At 71.3% G+C, this 15703-nt stretch carries 18 protein-coding genes and 1 tRNA gene; 3 read left to right on the plus strand and 16 right to left on the minus strand.

All coding sequences use genetic code 11. The annotated features are described in order from the left end of the window. The first annotated feature begins 153 nt into the window (after positions 1-153). Positions 154-693 carry a lamin tail domain-containing protein gene (locus ACIPPM_RS17055; protein ID WP_401448190.1) on the plus strand — a complete coding sequence of 180 codons (540 nt, stop codon included), beginning with the start codon at positions 154-156 and terminating at the stop codon, positions 691-693. Positions 694-754: 61 nt separating this feature from the next. Here the strand turns inward: ACIPPM_RS17055 and ACIPPM_RS17060 are convergent, their stop codons facing one another. Continuing rightward, a complete protein-coding gene (locus ACIPPM_RS17060; RefSeq protein ID WP_401448192.1) occupies positions 755-1630 on the minus strand; it encodes a toll/interleukin-1 receptor domain-containing protein in 876 nt (291 codons plus the stop codon). 209 nt (positions 1631-1839) lie between these two features. Next, positions 1840-1921: transfer RNA gene (locus ACIPPM_RS17065), tRNA-Tyr, on the minus strand. Positions 1922-2143: 222 nt separating this feature from the next. On the opposite strand from ACIPPM_RS17065, the gene ACIPPM_RS17070 reads away from it, so the two are divergent. Next, complete coding sequence (locus ACIPPM_RS17070) at positions 2144-2632, plus strand: YajQ family cyclic di-GMP-binding protein (RefSeq protein WP_388996956.1); 489 nt, start codon at positions 2144-2146, stop codon at positions 2630-2632. A gap of 99 nt (positions 2633-2731) precedes the next feature. Here ACIPPM_RS17070 and ACIPPM_RS17075 read toward each other — a convergent pair whose 3' ends face one another. Next, positions 2732-3328, minus strand: a complete 597-nt coding sequence (locus tag ACIPPM_RS17075) for a hypothetical protein (RefSeq protein WP_401448194.1) — start codon at positions 3326-3328, stop codon at positions 2732-2734. Positions 3329-3506: 178 nt separating this feature from the next. Here ACIPPM_RS17075 and ACIPPM_RS17080 point away from each other — a divergent pair, with 178 nt between their 5' ends. After that, entirely contained in the window at positions 3507-3767 is a 261-nt protein-coding gene (locus ACIPPM_RS17080; protein ID WP_217461841.1) for a hypothetical protein, read from the plus strand. A gap of 7 nt (positions 3768-3774) precedes the next feature. Here the strand turns inward: ACIPPM_RS17080 and ACIPPM_RS17085 are convergent, their stop codons facing one another. The 13 genes from ACIPPM_RS17085 to ACIPPM_RS17145 form a co-directional block, all read right to left on the minus strand. Beyond that, positions 3775-4041, minus strand: coding sequence for a GlsB/YeaQ/YmgE family stress response membrane protein (locus ACIPPM_RS17085; RefSeq protein ID WP_031180890.1), 267 nt, complete (start codon positions 4039-4041; stop codon positions 3775-3777). Positions 4042-4146: 105 nt separating this feature from the next. Further along, positions 4147-4545 carry a YccF domain-containing protein gene (locus tag ACIPPM_RS17090; RefSeq protein WP_401448197.1) on the minus strand — a complete coding sequence of 133 codons (399 nt, stop codon included), beginning with the start codon at positions 4543-4545 and terminating at the stop codon, positions 4147-4149. Beyond that, positions 4542-5405 carry a zinc metalloprotease HtpX gene (htpX, locus tag ACIPPM_RS17095; RefSeq protein ID WP_401448199.1) on the minus strand — a complete coding sequence of 288 codons (864 nt, stop codon included), beginning with the start codon at positions 5403-5405 and terminating at the stop codon, positions 4542-4544. Before htpX ends, ACIPPM_RS17090 begins: the two co-directional genes overlap by 4 nt. 144 nt (positions 5406-5549) lie before the next feature. Continuing rightward, positions 5550-7049 carry an NADH-quinone oxidoreductase subunit N gene (locus ACIPPM_RS17100; protein WP_401448514.1) on the minus strand — a complete coding sequence of 500 codons (1500 nt, stop codon included), beginning with the start codon at positions 7047-7049 and terminating at the stop codon, positions 5550-5552. Positions 7050-7141: 92 nt separating this feature from the next. Then, positions 7142-8716 (minus strand): NuoM family protein, encoded by a 1575-nt coding sequence (locus tag ACIPPM_RS17105; protein ID WP_401448202.1) that lies wholly within the window; start codon positions 8714-8716, stop codon positions 7142-7144. A gap of 6 nt (positions 8717-8722) precedes the next feature. After that, on the minus strand, positions 8723-10717 hold the full coding sequence (locus ACIPPM_RS17110; RefSeq protein WP_401448204.1) for an NADH-quinone oxidoreductase subunit L: 1995 nt from the start codon (positions 10715-10717) through the stop codon (positions 8723-8725). After that, positions 10714-11094: an NADH-quinone oxidoreductase subunit NuoK gene (gene nuoK, locus ACIPPM_RS17115; protein WP_329013761.1), complete on the minus strand. Its 381-nt coding sequence runs from the start codon at positions 11092-11094 to the stop codon at positions 10714-10716. Before nuoK ends, ACIPPM_RS17110 begins: the two co-directional genes overlap by 4 nt. Continuing rightward, complete coding sequence (locus ACIPPM_RS17120; RefSeq protein ID WP_401448206.1) at positions 11094-11711, minus strand: NADH-quinone oxidoreductase subunit J; 618 nt, start codon at positions 11709-11711, stop codon at positions 11094-11096. The genes nuoK and ACIPPM_RS17120 overlap by 1 nt, the downstream gene beginning before the upstream one ends. Then, a complete protein-coding gene (locus ACIPPM_RS17125; RefSeq protein WP_401448208.1) occupies positions 11708-12268 on the minus strand; it encodes a NuoI/complex I 23 kDa subunit family protein in 561 nt (186 codons plus the stop codon). The genes ACIPPM_RS17120 and ACIPPM_RS17125 overlap by 4 nt, the downstream gene beginning before the upstream one ends. Beyond that, positions 12268-13236 carry an NADH-quinone oxidoreductase subunit H gene (locus ACIPPM_RS17130; RefSeq protein WP_401448210.1) on the minus strand — a complete coding sequence of 323 codons (969 nt, stop codon included), beginning with the start codon at positions 13234-13236 and terminating at the stop codon, positions 12268-12270. The genes ACIPPM_RS17125 and ACIPPM_RS17130 overlap by 1 nt, the downstream gene beginning before the upstream one ends. Continuing rightward, positions 13233-14606, minus strand: a complete 1374-nt coding sequence (locus ACIPPM_RS17135) for an NADH-quinone oxidoreductase subunit C (RefSeq protein WP_401448213.1) — start codon at positions 14604-14606, stop codon at positions 13233-13235. The genes ACIPPM_RS17130 and ACIPPM_RS17135 overlap by 4 nt, the downstream gene beginning before the upstream one ends. Continuing rightward, positions 14603-15208, minus strand: coding sequence for an NADH-quinone oxidoreductase subunit B (locus ACIPPM_RS17140; RefSeq protein WP_401448215.1), 606 nt, complete (start codon positions 15206-15208; stop codon positions 14603-14605). The genes ACIPPM_RS17135 and ACIPPM_RS17140 overlap by 4 nt, the downstream gene beginning before the upstream one ends. Further along, entirely contained in the window at positions 15199-15615 is a 417-nt protein-coding gene (locus tag ACIPPM_RS17145) for an NADH-quinone oxidoreductase subunit A (protein ID WP_401448217.1), read from the minus strand. The genes ACIPPM_RS17140 and ACIPPM_RS17145 overlap by 10 nt, the downstream gene beginning before the upstream one ends. Positions 15616-15703: the final 88 nt, after the last annotated feature.

Raw genomic sequence — 15703 nt, forward strand, 5'->3', positions numbered from 1 at the left:
GTCGATCGGTAACACGGTTCACGTTTCCACCACATCTCCTCCGCATCCCGCCAAAGTGGTGTCTGCGCGGCCAGCAGGTCGCCATCCGCACACCGCACGTTTTCCGCCCCCGGTTGCCCCGTGGGCGGGTGCCCGCACCTTGCAGGAGATCCTGTGACTTCGTCTTCCGTGACCGCCCGTCGCCTGGCCGCCGCCGCTCTCGCTGCCGGGGCGCTGGTCGGAGCGGCGGCCCTGCCGGCCACTGCCGCGGACCGCTCGCACCGCGAGAACGTCGAGATCAGCCGCGTGCAGTACGACTCCCCCGGCTGGGACAACGGCTCCAACCGCTCCCTCAACAGCGAGTGGGTGGAGATCACCAACAACTCCCGCCACCGGGTGAACCTCGACGGCTGGAGGCTGACGGAGGACCGGCGCGGGGTCACCTACACGTTCCGCCGCTTCAGCCTCGGCGGCCACGAGTCGGTGCGCGTCCACACGGGCGTCGGCCGTGACACCGCCGACGACCTGTTCCAGGACCGCCGCAACTACGTCTGGGACAACCGCCGCGACACCGCGACGCTCCGCAACGACAACCGCCGCGTGGTGGACAGCGTGTCGTGGGGCGAGCGCGGCCAGCGCTGGGACGACAACCGTGACCACGGCAACCGTGACCACGACGGCCGCGGCCACGGCCACAGCCACTTCCGCCGCTGACCCCTCCGACAAGCGGCGCGGCACCCCGCTCGGGGGGTGCCGCGCCGCTCGTCCGCGCTGCTCAGGGCTTCCCGAGTTCCGCTTCCAGCACCTCGGGCCAGTCCTCCATGGCCAGCCCACCCGCCACCAGCAGATCCCGCCAGTCGGTCCGCCCGAGCAGCACGGCGGAGCGCACGCCCCTGACCTCGCCCTGGGCGACCAGCAGCACGGCGGCCATCAGGCGCTCTGGACTCTGCCGCGAGTCCTCCAACTCCACCGCGAGCCCCCGCAACGCGCCGACGACCCCGCGAGCGACCTCCGCATCGGGAAAGTCCCGCCGAACCCGGCGGACGAGCCGCGCACCGACGACGTCGTCCCCCTCGTCGTCCAGCCGTCCGGAAGCCCGCCAACGACCTCGCGCCATGTCCCACTCACTTCCGCTTGCGACCAGAGCGCTGACCGCCCTTTCCGACTTACGGCCATTGAGCTGCCGAGAATTGGTGGCCGACCCAAGGGTGTCGTGATGGTCCTCACCCTGAACAGGGCGAGGACCAGACAAAGTGTTCTCAAGGACGGCAAGGGCAGCGGTGGCGGAGGTCTCGTCCAGACCGTGGAGATCGTTGCGCAGCTTCCCGGCCAGGTTGGCGGGAATGTCGTCGTCGGCCAAGGGCTCGATCACCACCGGAACGAGCCGCCCCCGCATCGCGAGGCTGGCCGTCCACTCCTCGTGGGTCCACCGTCTCGGGGCGAAGTAGTTCATGGAGAACAGGGCCACCACCGCGTCCACTTCGCCCGGAGCGGCGTTCATATTGTGGACGAAGTCGTCTCCGGTCCGCCGGCTCCACCGGTCCAGCTCGACCCGGTGTCCAGCCTGCTTGAGCTGCCGGCCCACCCACTCGGTCCAGGCCTGGTCGAGGCCCGCGTAACTGACGAAGAGACGCTGCGCGGTGTCGGCCATCGTCGACCCCCTGAATCCTCAGATGATCGTCACGTCATCCCATTGGGAGCTCGACGACCCAGGCGCCGAGGCCACTCACCACCACCGTCAGCGCGAACGACGGCGAGCCGTCCCACGACTCGCCCCTCACCCAGCCGAAACCGAGCCTTCAACGACTCAGGGCCCGTGACCTGCTGTGATAGCAGGTCACGGGCCCTGAGTTTCCCGTGTGGCGGCGCCAGGATTCGAACCTGGGAAGGCTGAGCCGGCAGATTTACAGTCTGCTCCCTTTGGCCGCTCGGGCACACCGCCGGGGGTTGTTGTAGGGGGCCCGCCTTGGCGGTGCTCCCTGGCAACGACGTAAACGATACCTGATGCGAGGGGGTGCTTCGCCACCCGGTTGATCGCCGTCCTCGGGGGCCGGGGGTGGCTAGGCTGGGGCGGATGCGGTCCGGCTGGATGCCGGGCTCGGCGGTCGGCGCCCCGGCGCACGGTCCGCCCCCGTTCCGCCCCCGATGCAAGGAGCCACAGGACATGGCCGACTCCAGTTTCGACATCGTCTCGAAGGTCGAGCGGCAGGAGGTCGACAACGCCCTCAACCAGACCGCCAAGGAGATCTCGCAGCGCTACGACTTCAAGGGCGTGGGCGCCTCGATCTCGTGGTCCGGCGAGAAGATCCTCATGGAGGCGAACTCCGAGGACCGGGTCAAGGCCGTGCTCGACGTCTTCGAGTCCAAGCTGATCAAGCGTGGCATCTCCCTGAAGTCGCTGGACGCGGGCGAGCCCCAGCTGTCCGGCAAGGAGTACAAGATCTTCGCGTCCATCGAGGAGGGCATCTCCCAGGACAACGCCAAGAAGGTGGCGAAGATCATCCGCGATGAGGGCCCCAAGGGCATCAAGGCCCAGGTCCAGGGTGAGGAACTGCGCGTCAGCTCCAAGAGCCGCGACGACCTCCAGACCGTCATCGCGCTGCTCAAGGGCAAGGACTTCGACTTCGCGCTGCAGTTCGTGAACTACCGGTGACCTCGGCCTGACGTCCTTGACGCCTGTGGCCGCGGCCCCGCATTCCTCCGGGAAGGCGGGGCCGTTCTCGTCGGTGGTGTCAGCCGGGTGGCCTGCGCTTCAGGACTTCGCCAGGGTCCACTCCTGGGGCTCGTCCAGCCCCGACGGCGCGTAGATGACACTCTCGGGTCGCTTGTCGCCCGGGACCGGGAAGGCGAGCTTGCCGCGAGCGCACTTGCCGGCCGTGAGGGTCACCTCGGCCGGGTACTCGGGCTTGGGGAAGTCGGCCCAGGTGCTGCTCGACGGTTCGACGCGGCTGCCATCCGCGTAGTACAGCGTCCAACTGGTGGTGGACTCGAGGTAGGAGCCCTCTGCGGCACAGGTCTTGATGTCCGCGTAGGCCCACTCGTAGCCGGGTTCGCCGCTCTCTTCACTGGCCTTCCCCACGGAGGTGAAGCCCTGCTTGTACCCGAGGACGGCCACGGACGCCTCGAAGACTTCATCGGCATCGGCTGTACTTCCGAACGCCCACTCGCCCTTGAGCGCGTGGACGTTCGAAGGCGGTGTCGACCCGTCGGCCCCAGAGCCCGAGCCAGGCGACGCGGTGACCGTCTGCGTCACGGTGACGCGAATGGTCTTGGGCTCGGCACCACTGCTGCACGCGGTGGCGGTAGCGGCGAGAACAAGTGCTGCGCAGGCAGCTTTGCGGATGGACATGGCCCCCCATGACTTTGATGTAAAGGATCATCATGAGCCATGTGAGGGGGAGAGGTGAAGACACTGTGTTCGGGCCGTGATGCACGGTAATGCTCGATGCCGTTTCACGGCACCTCCCCCGCGAACGCCCGCCCCGGCTTCCCCGGCGGCGGGGCTCGCCATGTGCGATCGTTCCCGCATGAGCAGTGACTACGACCGTGTCCGCACCGGTATCGAGTTCATGACTGCCTATGTCTCCGGGGACGAGCTCCTGACGGAGTATCTGGAGGAGCGGCGGCAGGAGGATCCCGCGGCCACGGACACGCTGCTGGACGGTACGGCGGCCCTGTGCGCGGCGCTGCTGCACACGCTGGCCCGTACGACGCGGCGGTCCGAGCACGAGATCCTCCAGGAGCTGGCCCGCGGCACGCATCGCAGCGAGCGCCGCTCCGAGGATTAGCAGCAGCTCAGTCGCGCGAGTTGCCGAAGATCACCCGGTACAGGATCAGCAGCACCAGCGAGCCGCCGATCGCCGCCGCCCACGTCGCGCCGTCGTAGAAGTGCTTGGAGACCGGGTGGTCCAGCCAGCGTGACGAGATCCAGCCGCCGAGGAAGGCGCCCGCGATGCCGATCAGGGTCGTGCCGAGGAAGCCGCCCGGGTCACGGCCCGGCAGCAGCAGCTTGGCGATGGCTCCGGCCAGCAGGCCCAGGATGATCCAACCGAGAATGCTCATGCCAGGAACCTGCCCTTCGGCGCCGCTTGCGCACACCCGCGCTCCGTAAGAAGCCGGTGTGCCTGTCCCCCGGCAAGACGCCCAGCGGGCGGGTTCCGGTTGCCGTCAGGTGATGCGTGCCCCGAACGGCTCGTCCGTGCGGACGATCTCGCGGCCCAGCGGGAGCAGGGACACCGGGATCAGCTTGAAGTTGGCGATGCCGAACGGGATGCCGATGATCGTCAGGCACAGCGCGATGCCCGTGGTGATGTGGGCCAGGGCCAGCCACCACCCCGCCAGCACCAGCCAGAGCACGTTGCCGACGCACGACGGCGCGCCCGCGTCCCGGCGCTCGACGGTGGTGTACCCGAAGGGCCACAGGGCGTAGACGGCGATGCGGAAGGCGGCTATCCCGAAGGGGATGCCGATGATCGTGACGCACAGCAGCACGCCGGCGAGCAGGTAGCCGAGGAACAGCCAGAAGCCGCTTAGGACGAGCCAGATGATGTTCAGTAGGGTCTTCACCGGTTTCGACCTGCCATCTTCTCCAGTCGGGCGATCCGCTCGGCCATCGGCGGGTGCGTGGAGAACATCCGCGAGAGTCCCTGGCCGGGCCGGAACGGGTTGGCGATCATCATGTGGCTCGCGGTCTCGATCCGCGGCTCCGGGGGCAGCGGGAGCTGCTGGGTACCGCCCTCCAGCTTCCGCAGCGCCGACGCGAGGGCCAGCGGGTCGCCGGTGAGCTGGGCGCCGGACGCGTCCGCCTCGTACTCGCGGGAGCGGCTGACGGCCAGCTGGATGAGGGTGGCCGCGATCGGGCCGAGCAGCATGGTCAGGAGCATGCCGATCAGGCCCGGCCTGTCGTCGTCGTCCGAGCGGCCGACCGGGATCAGCCAGGCGAAGTTGACGAGGAACATGATCACTGAGGCGAGGGCGCCTGCCACGGACGAGATGAGGATGTCGCGGTTGTAGACATGGCTCAGCTCGTGGCCGAGGACTCCGCGCAGCTCGCGCGGGTCGAGCAGGCGCAGGATGCCTTCGGTGCAGCAGACGGCCGCGTGGCGCGGGTTGCGGCCGGTGGCGAAGGCGTTGGGCGCCTCCGTGGGCGAGATGTACAGCCGGGGCATGGGCTGGCGGGCCTGCGTGGAGAGCTCGCGCACGATCCGGTACAGCTCGGGCGCCTCGAACTCGCTCACCGGGCGCGCCCGCATCGCGCGCAGGGCCAGCTTGTCGCTGTTCCAGTACGCGTACGCGTTCGTGCCGAGCGCCACCAGAACCGCGATGATCAGCCCCGTACGGCCGAAGAGGCTGCCGATGAGGATGATGATCGCCGACAGTGCTCCGAGGAGTACTGCGGTCTTGAGCCCGTTGTGCCGGCGGTGCACCCTGACCCTCCCGATCGTGCGGCGCGGGAACCCTTGGTCCAGTGGACCCTCCCGATCTGGTCAACGCCAGGCGAAGGCCGCGAGTTCCCAGGTGGGCGCGGTGGCGCGGACACCCGTACGAGTGAGCGGGGGGTGCCGCGCGCGTCAGAAGAGGGTGGTGGCGGCGAAGCGCAGCACCAGCTGGGGTGCGCCGGAGAGGGCCACGCCGACGGCCGCGGTGAGGGCGAGCGCGACGGTGAGCGGGGCGGGGACGCGGTGCCGTACGGGTTCGCCCTCGGGGGCGCGGAACAGCAGGGACGTCCACCGGAGGTAGTAGTAGAGCGCGATCACCACGTTGACGGCCATGAGGACGGCGAGCCAGCCGAGTCCGGCGTCCACGGCCGCGGAGAACACCGTGACCTTGGCGAACAGCCCGATCACGCCCGGCGGGAGTCCGGCCAGGCAGAGCAGGAAGAAGGCCAGGAGGACGGCGGTGACGGGGTTCGTGGCGTACAGGCCCCGGTAGTCGGCGATCCGGTTGAGCGGCTTCGTACGGCCCACCAGGGCGGCCACCGCGAAGGCGCCGAGGTTCACGGCGGCGTACATCAGGGCGTAGGCGACGGTGGAGCCGATCGCCTTCTGGCCGTCGCGGGTGTACCCGGCGGCGGCGATCGGCACCAGGAGGTAGCCGGCCTGGCCGATGGAGGACCAGGCGAGGAGGCGTACCGCGCTGTACGCGCGCGTGGCCCGCTGCCGCAGGGCGCCGACGTTGCCCGCGGTCATGGTGAGCGCGGCCAGGACGGCCAGGGCGGGGCCCCAGATGTCGGCGTACGACGGGAAGGCGATCACGGTGACGAGGATCAGGCCGGAGAAGCCGACCGCCTTGCCGACGACGGAGAGGTAGGCGGCGACCGGGAGCGGCGCGCCGACGTACGTCTCGGGGACCCAGAAGTGGAAGGGCACCGCCGCCGTCTTGAAGGCGAAGCCGACCAGGGTGAGGACGACGCCGGTCTGGACGAGGGTGTGGAGCTGGCCGTCGGTCTGGGGCAGGCGGCGGGCGATCTCGGTGAGGTGCAGGCTGCCGGTGGCGGCGTAGACGAAGCTGACGCCCATCAGGCTGACGGCGGTCGCGGTGACCGAGGAGAGGAAGAACTTCAGGGCGGCCTCGGCCGAGCGGGCCTCGCCGTGCCGGATGCCGACCAGGGCGAAGGCGGGCAGGGAGGCGACCTCCAGGGCGACGATCAGGGTGGCGAGGTCGCGGGAGGCGGGCAGCAGGGCGGCACCGGCCGCCGAGGAGAGCAGCAGGAACCAGAACTCCCCGGCCGGGACGCGCCGCCGGTCGTCCTGGACGCCGGTCACGGACAGCAGGGCCGCGAGCAGGGCGCCGCCGAGGACGAGGAGCTGGATGACGACCGTGAAGTGGTCGGCGGTGTAGCTGCACGCGCGCGTGGAGCCGGTCAGGCAGAAGGTGGCGCGGTCGCCGTCCCGCAGGGGCAGCAGCATGAGCGCTGCGGCGGCCAGGCCCGCGATGGAGAGCCGGCCGAGGAGCGGCTTGTGGCTGTCGGGCAGGAACAGGTCGGTGACGAGCACGGCGAGGGCGGTGACGGCGACGATGACGGGCGGGGCGATGGCCAGCCAGTCGACGGACTGGATCAGCGCGTTCACCGCGGGTGCGGCCAGGTGCTCCACCGCGGCCTGGGCGGCGGTGTGGAGCACGAAGTCGGCCGCGTGGCCGCCGAGGGACTGGGCCAGGGCGCTCATCGGGTGCCTCCTGCGAGGAGCTGCTGCACGGCCGGGTCGCTGAGGCCGAGCAGCGCCCTCGGCCAGAGTCCGGCGAGGACGGTGAGGATGACGAGCGGGGTCCAGGCGGCGAACTCGTAGCCGCGCACGTCGGCGAGTTCGGGCAGGTCCTGGCGCGGGTCGCCCAAGCAGACGCGGCGGACCACGACCAGCAGGTACGCGGCGGTCAGCAGGGTGCCGAAGGCGCCGATCGCCAGGAAGACCAGGTAGGCGGCCCGGCTGAGCCCGGCCGCGGGCTGGAACGCGCCGAACAGGGCCAGCATCTCGCCCCAGAACCCGGCGAGTCCGGGCAGCCCGAGCGAGGCGACGGCGCCGAAGGCGAGCAGCCCGCCGAGACGCGGGGCCCGGCCGTACAGGGCGCCGCCGCTGTGCGCGGCCAGGGTGTCGAGGTCGGTGCTGCCGGTACGGTCCTTCAGCGCGCCGACCAGGAAGAACAGCAGGCCGGTGATGAGGCCGTGGGCGATGTTGGCGAACAGGGCGCCGTTCACGCCGGTCGGGCTCATGGTCGAGATGCCGAGCAGCACGAAGCCCATGTGGCCGACCGAGGAGTACGCGATCAGCCGCTTCAGGTCGCCCTTCCCACCCCGCCTGGCGAGGGAGAGGCAGGCCAGGGACCCGTAGATGATGCCGACGACGGCGAACGCGGCGAGGTACGGCGCGAAGACCCGGAAGCCGTCGGGCGCGACCGGGAGCAGGATGCGGACGAACCCGTACGTGCCCATCTTCAGCAGGACACCGGCGAGCAGCACCGAGCCGACGGTCGGGGCGGCGGTGTGGGCGTCCGGGAGCCAGCTGTGCAGGGGCCACATCGGGGCCTTCACCGCGAGCCCGATCCCGATCGCCAGAACGGCGATGACCTGCACGGATGTGGTCAGGGACCGGCCGTTGTCAGTGGCGAGTGCCACCATGTCGAATGTGCCCGCTTTGATCCCGATCAGGAGCAGGCCGAGCAGCATGATCACGGAGCCGAGCAGCGTGTACAGGATGAACTTCCACGCGGCCCGGGTCCGGCCCTCGCCGCCCCAGCGGGCGATGAGGAAGTACATCGGGATCAGCACGGTCTCGAAGGCCAGGAAGAAGAGGACGAGGTCGAGCACGGCGAAGGAGGCGAGGGTGCCGCCTTCGAGCAGCAGGACCAGGGCGGTGAACGCCTTCGGGGAGGGTCCCGTGGGCGGCTTGAAGTAGGAGTAGAGCGCGCAGAGGAAGGTCAGCAGCGCGGTCAGGAGGAGAAGGGGGAGGGAGATGCCGTCGATGCCGAGGTGGATGCGCACCTGGAGTGCGGGAATCCAGCTGATGTCGGTCGTGGCCTGCATCTTCGAGGGGTGGTCGTGGTCGAAGCCGAGCGCGAGGACGATCGCGGCGATGAGGACCACACCGGTGACGGTCACGCCGTGCCGCAGCACTGCCTGCTCGGGGGACCTGCCCCTGAGTCCGGGCGGGGCGGGCAGCAGGGCGGCGGCCGCGCCGAGGAGCGGCACGGCGACGACGAACGCCAGAAGGAACTGCATCACTGATGCACTGATACCGATCACGCCCGCTCACGCTCCCGAGGCGACGAGGAGGACGGCGACCGTCAGGACGACGGTGCCGGCGAGCAGCGCGCTCACATAGGTCTGCACATTGCCGGTCTGCGCCCGCCGTACGGCCGCGCCGAGCAGCCGGGGCAGGGCGGCGGCGCCGCGTACGTAGGTGTCGACGACCTCGCGGTCCAGGAAGCGGACCAGGCTCGCGGCGCCCAGGACGGGGCGGACGAACAGCTTCGAGTACACGGCGTCGAGGTGGAAGCCCGCCGCGGCGGGCCCGTGCAGCGGGCCGAGCAGCAGGCGGCCGGGGTCGGCCGGGTCGGGGGCCTCGGCGATGTCGCCGTACGCCGGTTCATGGGCGGCGATGGCCTCGGCCTCGACCAGGCCCGCGTCGCCCTCCGGATGGGCGGCGACGGCGCCCAGCGGGACGCGGGGCGCGCGGGCGGCGGCGCGCTGCCAGGCGCCGTAGGCCAGCAGCCCGCCGACCACGGCGAGGCCGGTACCGAGGATGGAGGTGAGCAGGGTGGGCGCGAGGCTCACGCCGTCGAACCAGCCGGGCAGCGCCCGGTAGGCGAGCGCGCCGAAGGCCAGCGAGGGCACGGCCAGCACCCAGAGCACCACGGTCATGGTGAGCGGCTGACGGCCGTGGTTCGGGGCCTCGGCGCCCCGGCCCCGGAAGGCCAGCAGCCAGAGCCGGGTGGCGTAGGCGGCGGCGAGCAGGGCCGTGGCGAGCGCGGCGACGAGCACGATCCAGCCGGCGGCGCCCGGTGCCGGGCCGGGGTGGCCGGTGGCGAGGCGTTCGGCGGCGCCGAGGACGGACTCCTTGGAGAAGAACCCGCTGAACGGCGGGATCGCGGCCAGCGCGAGCAGCGCTACGGTCATCGTCCAGAAGGCGTCCGGGACGCGGTCGCGCAGGTGGCTCATCCGGGACATGGCGGCCAGCGAGTTGGTTCCGGCGGCGTGGATGACGGCTCCGGCGGCGAGGAACAGCAGCGCCTTGAAGGCGCCGTGCGCGAGGAGGTGGAAGACGGCGGCACCGCGGTCGCCGACGGCGAGGGCGCCGGTCATGTAGCCGAGCTGGCCGATCGTCGAGTAGGCGAGGACGCGCTTGATGTCGTCCTGGGCGAGCGCGGCGAGGCCGGAGCCGACCATGGTGACGGCGGCCATCACGGCGAGGACCGTCATCGCGGCGGCGGACGCCTCGAACACGGGGAGGAGACGGGCGGTGAAGTAGACACCGGCGGCGACCATCGTGGCCGCGTGGATCAGCGCGGAGACGGGCGTGGGGCCCGCCATCGCGTCGGGGAGCCAGGTGTGCAGCGGGAACTGCGCCGACTTGCCCGCGACGCCCGCGAGGAGCAGCAGCGCGATCAGGGTGGGGTGGTCGAGTCCGCCGCTCGCCACGGCGTCCAGGACGCGGGTGATGCGGAAGGACCCGGCGTCGGTACCGAGCGCGAACAGGCCGATCAGGAACGGCACGTCACCGAGCTTGGTGACCAGGAACGCCTTGAGGGAGGCGGCGCGGGCCTCGGGGGTGCCCCAGTAGTGGCCGACGAGGAAGTAGGAGCAGATGCCCATGACTTCCCAGCCGACCAGCAGCACGATCAGGTCGCCGGAGTAGACGACGAGGAGCATCGCGGAGGTGAAGAGGGAGACGAGGGCCGCGTAGGAGGGGTAGCGGGGGTCGTCGCGCAGGTAGCCGGTGGAGTAGATCTGCACGCAGGTCGCCACGAAGGCCACCAGGATCGCGACGAGCGCGGCGAAGCCGTCGATGTGCAGCGCCAGGTCGACCGGGACCGAGCCGGTGGGTGTCAGCAGGGTGTACGCGTCGACGGCCCGGCCGCCGCCCTGGCGGGCCGCGACCAGCGCGGCCAGCACGAGCGAGGCCAGCGGCGGCAGTACGGCGAGCGGGCGGACGAAGCCGGGCGCGGTGCGGCCCAGCAGGAGTCCGGCGACGGCGCCGAGGAAGGGCAGGGCGGGGACGAGCGCGGCGAGGGTGGTCGTGGTCACGCGGTGGCCTCAGCCTTCTCGGCCCCGGAGGCGTCGGGGTGGTCGGGGTCGTCGCCGGGGGTCTCGGCGGTGTCGCGGAGCTTGTCGATGTCGGCGGTGCCCCGGTCGCGGTAGACGGCGAGGACGATCGCCAGGCCGATGCCGATCTCGGCTGCCGCGATGGCGATGGTGAACAGGGTCAGCGCCTGGCCGGAGTGCAGGGTGTCCTTCGCGGCCCGGCTGAGCCAGACGTCGAAGGCGACGAGGTTGAGGTTGACGGCGTTGAGCATCAGCTCGACCGACATCAGGACCAGGATCGCGTTGCGGCGGGCGAGGACGCCGTAGAGGCCGGTGCAGAAGAGGAGGGCGGCGAGTACGGCGGGGTAGGCGAGGTGCATCAGCGGGCGCCTTCCTTCTCGCCGGGGGTCTTGATGAGGCTCGGGGCGTCGGCCGCCTGGTCCGCCTTGACCTTGCGGGACAGCACGATCGCGCCGACCAGGGCGGCGAGGAGCAGGACGGACAGCGCCTCGAAGGGCAGTACCCAGTGCCGGAAGAGGCTCTCGCCGGTGACGCGGGTGGTCCCGGCGGCCGGGCCGTCCAGGTCGATCCAGGTGGCGCGGAACGCGTCCGTCACCACCCAGACCAGGGCGCCCGCCGCGCCCACGGCGACGACGAGCGCGGGCAGCCGGTTGCCGGAGTCGGCGTCCGGGGAGCGGCCGATGGGGGCCCGGGTGAGCATCAGCCCGAAGAGAAGGAGGACGACGACGGAACCGACGTAGATGAGGACCTGCACCCAGGCGATGAACTCGGCGGTGAGCAGGAGGTATTCGACGGCCAGTCCGCCGAGGGTGACGACCAGCCAGAGGGCGGCGTGCACCAGCTGGCGGGTGGTGACGGTGATCAGCGCGGCGCCGAGGGTGACCAGGCCGACGAGGAGGAACGCGATCTCGACGCCGGTCGGGGACAGGAAGCCGTGCGGGGCGGTGGCGGCGAGGGCGGTGGCGGCGAGGCTCACTGTTCTCCTTCCTGGTTCTGGTCCTGTTCGGCGGCCTGGGCGGCGGCCAGTTTGTCGGCGCTCTTGCGGGCGGCGGCGATCTCCTTCGGCTCCTCCGCGTGCGGGTCCAGCGCGGGCGGGGCCGGGACGGTCCACATCCACTCGCGGAGCTTGTCGCGCTCGTGGGTCAGTTCGCGGATGTCGGTCTCGGCGTACTCGAACTCCGGGGACCAGAACAGCGCGTCGAAGGGGCAGACCTCGATGCAGATGCCGCAGTACATGCAGAGGGAGAAGTCGATGGCGAACCGGTCGAGGACGTTCCGGCTGCGCTCGCGGCCACCGGGGGTGGCGGCCGGGACGGTCTCCTTGTGGGAGTCGATGTAGATGCACCAGTCGGGGCACTCACGGGCGCAGAGCATGCAGACCGTGCAGTTCTCCTCGAACAGGCCGATCACGCCTCGGGTACGGGGCGGGAGGTCGGGCTGGACGTCGGGGTACTGCTCGGTGACCGTCTTCTTCGTCATCGTGCGCAGGGTGACGGCGAGGCCCTTGGCCAGGCCGGAGAGGGGGACGGACATCAGGCGGTCACCACCTTGACGACGCCGGTGAGGGCGATCTGGGCGAGGGCGAGCGGGACGAGGACGGTCCAGGACAGCTTCTGGAGCTGGTCCTCGCGCAGCCGGGGGTAGGTGACGCGGAGCCAGATCACCAGGAAGGCGAGGAGCGCGGTCTTCACCAGCGTCCACACCCAGCCGAGCCCGTCGGCACCCCAGGGGCCGTGCCAGCCGCCCAGGAAGAGCACGGTGGTCAGACCGCACAGGACGACGATGCCCGCGTACTCGGCGAGCAGGAACAGGGCGAAGCGCAGACCGGTGTACTCGGTGTACGCGCCGAAGATGATCTCCGAGTCGGCCACCGGCATGTCGAACGGGGGCCGTTGCAGCTCGGCGAGTCCGGCCACGAAGAACACCACCGCGCCGGTGAGCTGCCAGGGCAGCCACCACCAGTGGAAGGCAGAGACGATGCCGGGCAGCGAGACCGTACCGGCCGCCATCGCCACGGAGGCGGCGGCGAGCAGCATGGGGAGTTCGTAGGCGAGCAACTGGGCGGCGGTGCGCAGGCCGCCGAGCAGGGAAAACTTGTTGGCGCTGGCCCAGCCCGCCATCAGCGAGCCGAGGACGCCGACGCCCATCACCGCGAGGACGAAGAAGATGCCCGCGTCCAGTACTTGGCCGACGGCACCGGCGCTCGGTCCGATCGGGATGGCGAGCAGGACGAGGAGGTACGGCAACAGGGCTACCGCTGGTGCGAGTTGGAATACACGGCGGTCGGCTCCCGCCGGGACCACGTCCTCCTTCTGCGCGAACTTCACGCCGTCCGCGACGAGTTGGGCCCAGCCGTGGAAGCCGCCCGCGTACATCGGGCCGAGGCGGCCCTGCATGTGGGCCATCACCTTGTGCTCGGTCTGGCCGATGACCAGGGGGAGCGTCAGGAAGACGACGAACACGACGAGGAGTCGCAGGGCGACGTCCAGCACGTCGTTCACTGCGCGCCTCCTGTGGTGTCGTCGGGGGTGTCGGTGGGGTCCGGCTCGGGAGCGGGGGGTGTCTTCGGGGGCTCGTCGGCCTCGTCGGCCTCCGCGAAGGCCGGACGGGCGTGGTGCCAGGGCGCGTCCGCGCTGCGGCGCTGCGCTTGCTCGGTCGGCTTCTTCGGCTCGGTCTGCTGTACGGGTTCGGCAGGCTCGGTCGGTTCCGACGTCTCGCTCGGCTCTGCCGGCACCGAGGGCTCAGCGGGCTCGGGCGTCCCGGTGCGCTGCGAGGCCGACCCCTGCGAGGCGCTGCGCGACCTGCGCGGCCCCTGCGGCGCCTCGGCCGAAGCCTCCGTACCCTCCGGGGCCCCCTGGCTGGCCGATCCCTGCGAGGCACTCCGCATCCGCCGAGGCGGAGCCCCGGCACCCGGCTCCGCCGAACCCTGACTGGCCGAGCCCTCGCTCGCACTCCGCATCCGCCGAGGCCCCGCAGCCGCACCCGACTCCGGAGCCCCCTGGCTCGCCGAGCCCTCGCCCGCACTCCGCATCCGCCGAGGCGAAGCAGCCCCGGCACCGGGCTCCGGCGCGCCCGCCTGACTGGCCGACCCGTCGCCCGCACTCCGCATCCGACGCGGCGCGGCTGCTCCCGCACCCGATTCCGGAGCCCCCTGGCTCGCCGAGCCCTCGCTCGCGCTCCGAGCCCGTCGAGGCCGCACGGCCTCCTCCGCCGCAGCACCCGGCTCCCCCGCGGCGCGGGCCCGCCGAGCCGGGCGCTCTCCGGCCGTCGCGCCCCGCGCGGGACGCGACGGCGCGGGTGGCAGCTGGCCCTTCAGCGGGCCCCACTCGTTCGGGTCGGGCACCCCCGGCGGCAGCATCTGGCGGCGCTTGGGGCCGCCGTGCTCCGACTCCCCCGGTTCCTTCGCGCCCGGCCACGCCTTGGCGACGCGGGCGGCGAGGACGAAGTCCTTGCGGAGTGGGTGGCCCTCGAAGTTCTCCGGGAGGAGCAGGTGGTCCAGCGCGGGGTGGCCGGTGAAGTCGACCCCGAACATCTCGTGGGTCTCCCGCTCGTGCCAGGCGGCGCCCGCGTACACGCCGACCGCGCTGGCCAGCACCGGCGCCTCGTGCGGGACGGTCGTACGCACCAGCAGGCGGCGGACCGGGTGCAGGGCGACGACGTGGGCGGAGACCCGGAACCCGGTGCCGGGTTCGTCGACCGCGCTCAACCAGTCGAAGTAGGTGCAGGTCAGCGTCGTACGGGCCGTCTGAAGCGCGGTGAGCCACGCGGCGGGCGGCACGTCGACGGTGAGGACGTCGTACGACTCCTCGGCGGTGGCTTCGGGGCCGAAGAGTTCGTCCACGGGGGCGGGCAGCCAGCCGGGCGCGGTCATCGCGCGTCCCCCTCCGCGGAAGGAACGGCGGGCGGACGCACCAGGTCGCTCTGGAGCGCGGCGGCGGACGGCCGGTCACCGTACCGCTCCGCCAGGGACTCGCGGGCGATCTTCTCCTGGAGTTTCAGGATGCCCTGGAGCAGCGCCTCGGGGCGGGGCGGGCAGCCCGGCACGTACACGTCGACCGGGATGATCTGGTCGACGCCCTTGGTGACGGAGTAGGAGTCCCAGTACGGTCCGCCGCAGTTGGAGCAGGCGCCGAAGGAGATGACGTACTTCGGCTCGGGCATCTGCTCGTACAGCCGCTTCACGGCGGGCGCCATCTTGTCGGTGACCGTGCCGGAGACGACCATCAGGTCGGCCTGGCGGGGGCCGGGCGCGAAGGGGATGACGCCGAGCCGGATGAAGTCGTGGCGGGCCATCGACGCGGCGATGAACTCGATCGCGCAGCAGGCGAGGCCGAAGTTGAAGACCCAGAGCGAGTAGCGGCGGCCCCAGTTCAGGACGACCTTCATCGGCTCGGGGGCGAGCCGGGCCAGTGCGCCCAGACGCTTCGGCTCGGGCAGCAGCACCGGCTCGGGGGCGGCCGGGTTCACGTCCATGTCAGGACGCCCTTCTTGTAGGCGTACAGCAGGCCGACGGCGAGGAAGCCCAGGAAGATGAACATCTCCACCAGGGTGGCCGCGCCGTAGCCGGGGGCGGCGAAGACCGTCGCCCAGGGGAACAGGAAGATCGAGTCGACGGCGAAGATCACGTACAGGAAGGCGTAGACGTAGTACCGGACCTGGGTGTGGGCCCAGCCCTCCCCGACGGGGTCGACGCCGCACTCGTAGGTCAGGAGCTTCTCGGGGGTGGGCACCACGGGCCGCAGCAGGCGTCCGGCGCCGAAGGCGGCCGCGACGAAGAGCACGCCTACGACGGCGAGCAGGCCCACGACCGAGTAGGACCCGAAGTAGTCCGACGCGGTGCCGCCCGCGGCGACCGTCGTCACCCCCAACGTCTCCCGCACCGTCCGTCCCTCGCTCCCTGACCGGGTGTCCTCCGTGACCTCCGCGCACCGTGTGACGGGTGCGGCCGGAGGTTTGCGTACGCACGGG

The sequence above is a fragment of the Streptomyces sp. NPDC090119 genome, from assembly GCF_044747085.1.
Taxonomy (GTDB): domain Bacteria; phylum Actinomycetota; class Actinomycetes; order Streptomycetales; family Streptomycetaceae; genus Streptomyces.

Excerpts from the sequence above, each read along its gene's own strand:
- ACIPPM_RS17070 (WP_388996956.1), top strand. The coding sequence starts at position 2,144 with ATGGCCGACTCCAGTTTCGACATCGTCTCGAAGGTCGAGCGGCAGGAG.
- ACIPPM_RS17075 (WP_401448194.1), bottom strand. The coding sequence starts at position 3,328 with ATGTCCATCCGCAAAGCTGCCTGCGCAGCACTTGTTCTCGCCGCTACC.
- ACIPPM_RS17125 (WP_401448208.1), bottom strand. The coding sequence starts at position 12,268 with ATGTCCGTCCCCCTCTCCGGCCTGGCCAAGGGCCTCGCCGTCACCCTG.
- nuoK (WP_329013761.1), bottom strand. The coding sequence starts at position 11,094 with ATGCACCTCGCCTACCCCGCCGTACTCGCCGCCCTCCTCTTCTGCACC.
- ACIPPM_RS17085 (WP_031180890.1), bottom strand. The coding sequence starts at position 4,041 with ATGAGCATTCTCGGTTGGATCATCCTGGGCCTGCTGGCCGGAGCCATC.
- ACIPPM_RS17060 (WP_401448192.1), bottom strand. The coding sequence starts at position 1,630 with ATGGCCGACACCGCGCAGCGTCTCTTCGTCAGTTACGCGGGCCTCGAC.
- ACIPPM_RS17140 (WP_401448215.1), bottom strand. The coding sequence starts at position 15,208 with ATGGACGTGAACCCGGCCGCCCCCGAGCCGGTGCTGCTGCCCGAGCCG.
- ACIPPM_RS17080 (WP_217461841.1), top strand. The coding sequence starts at position 3,507 with ATGAGCAGTGACTACGACCGTGTCCGCACCGGTATCGAGTTCATGACT.
- ACIPPM_RS17135 (WP_401448213.1), bottom strand. The coding sequence starts at position 14,606 with ATGACCGCGCCCGGCTGGCTGCCCGCCCCCGTGGACGAACTCTTCGGC.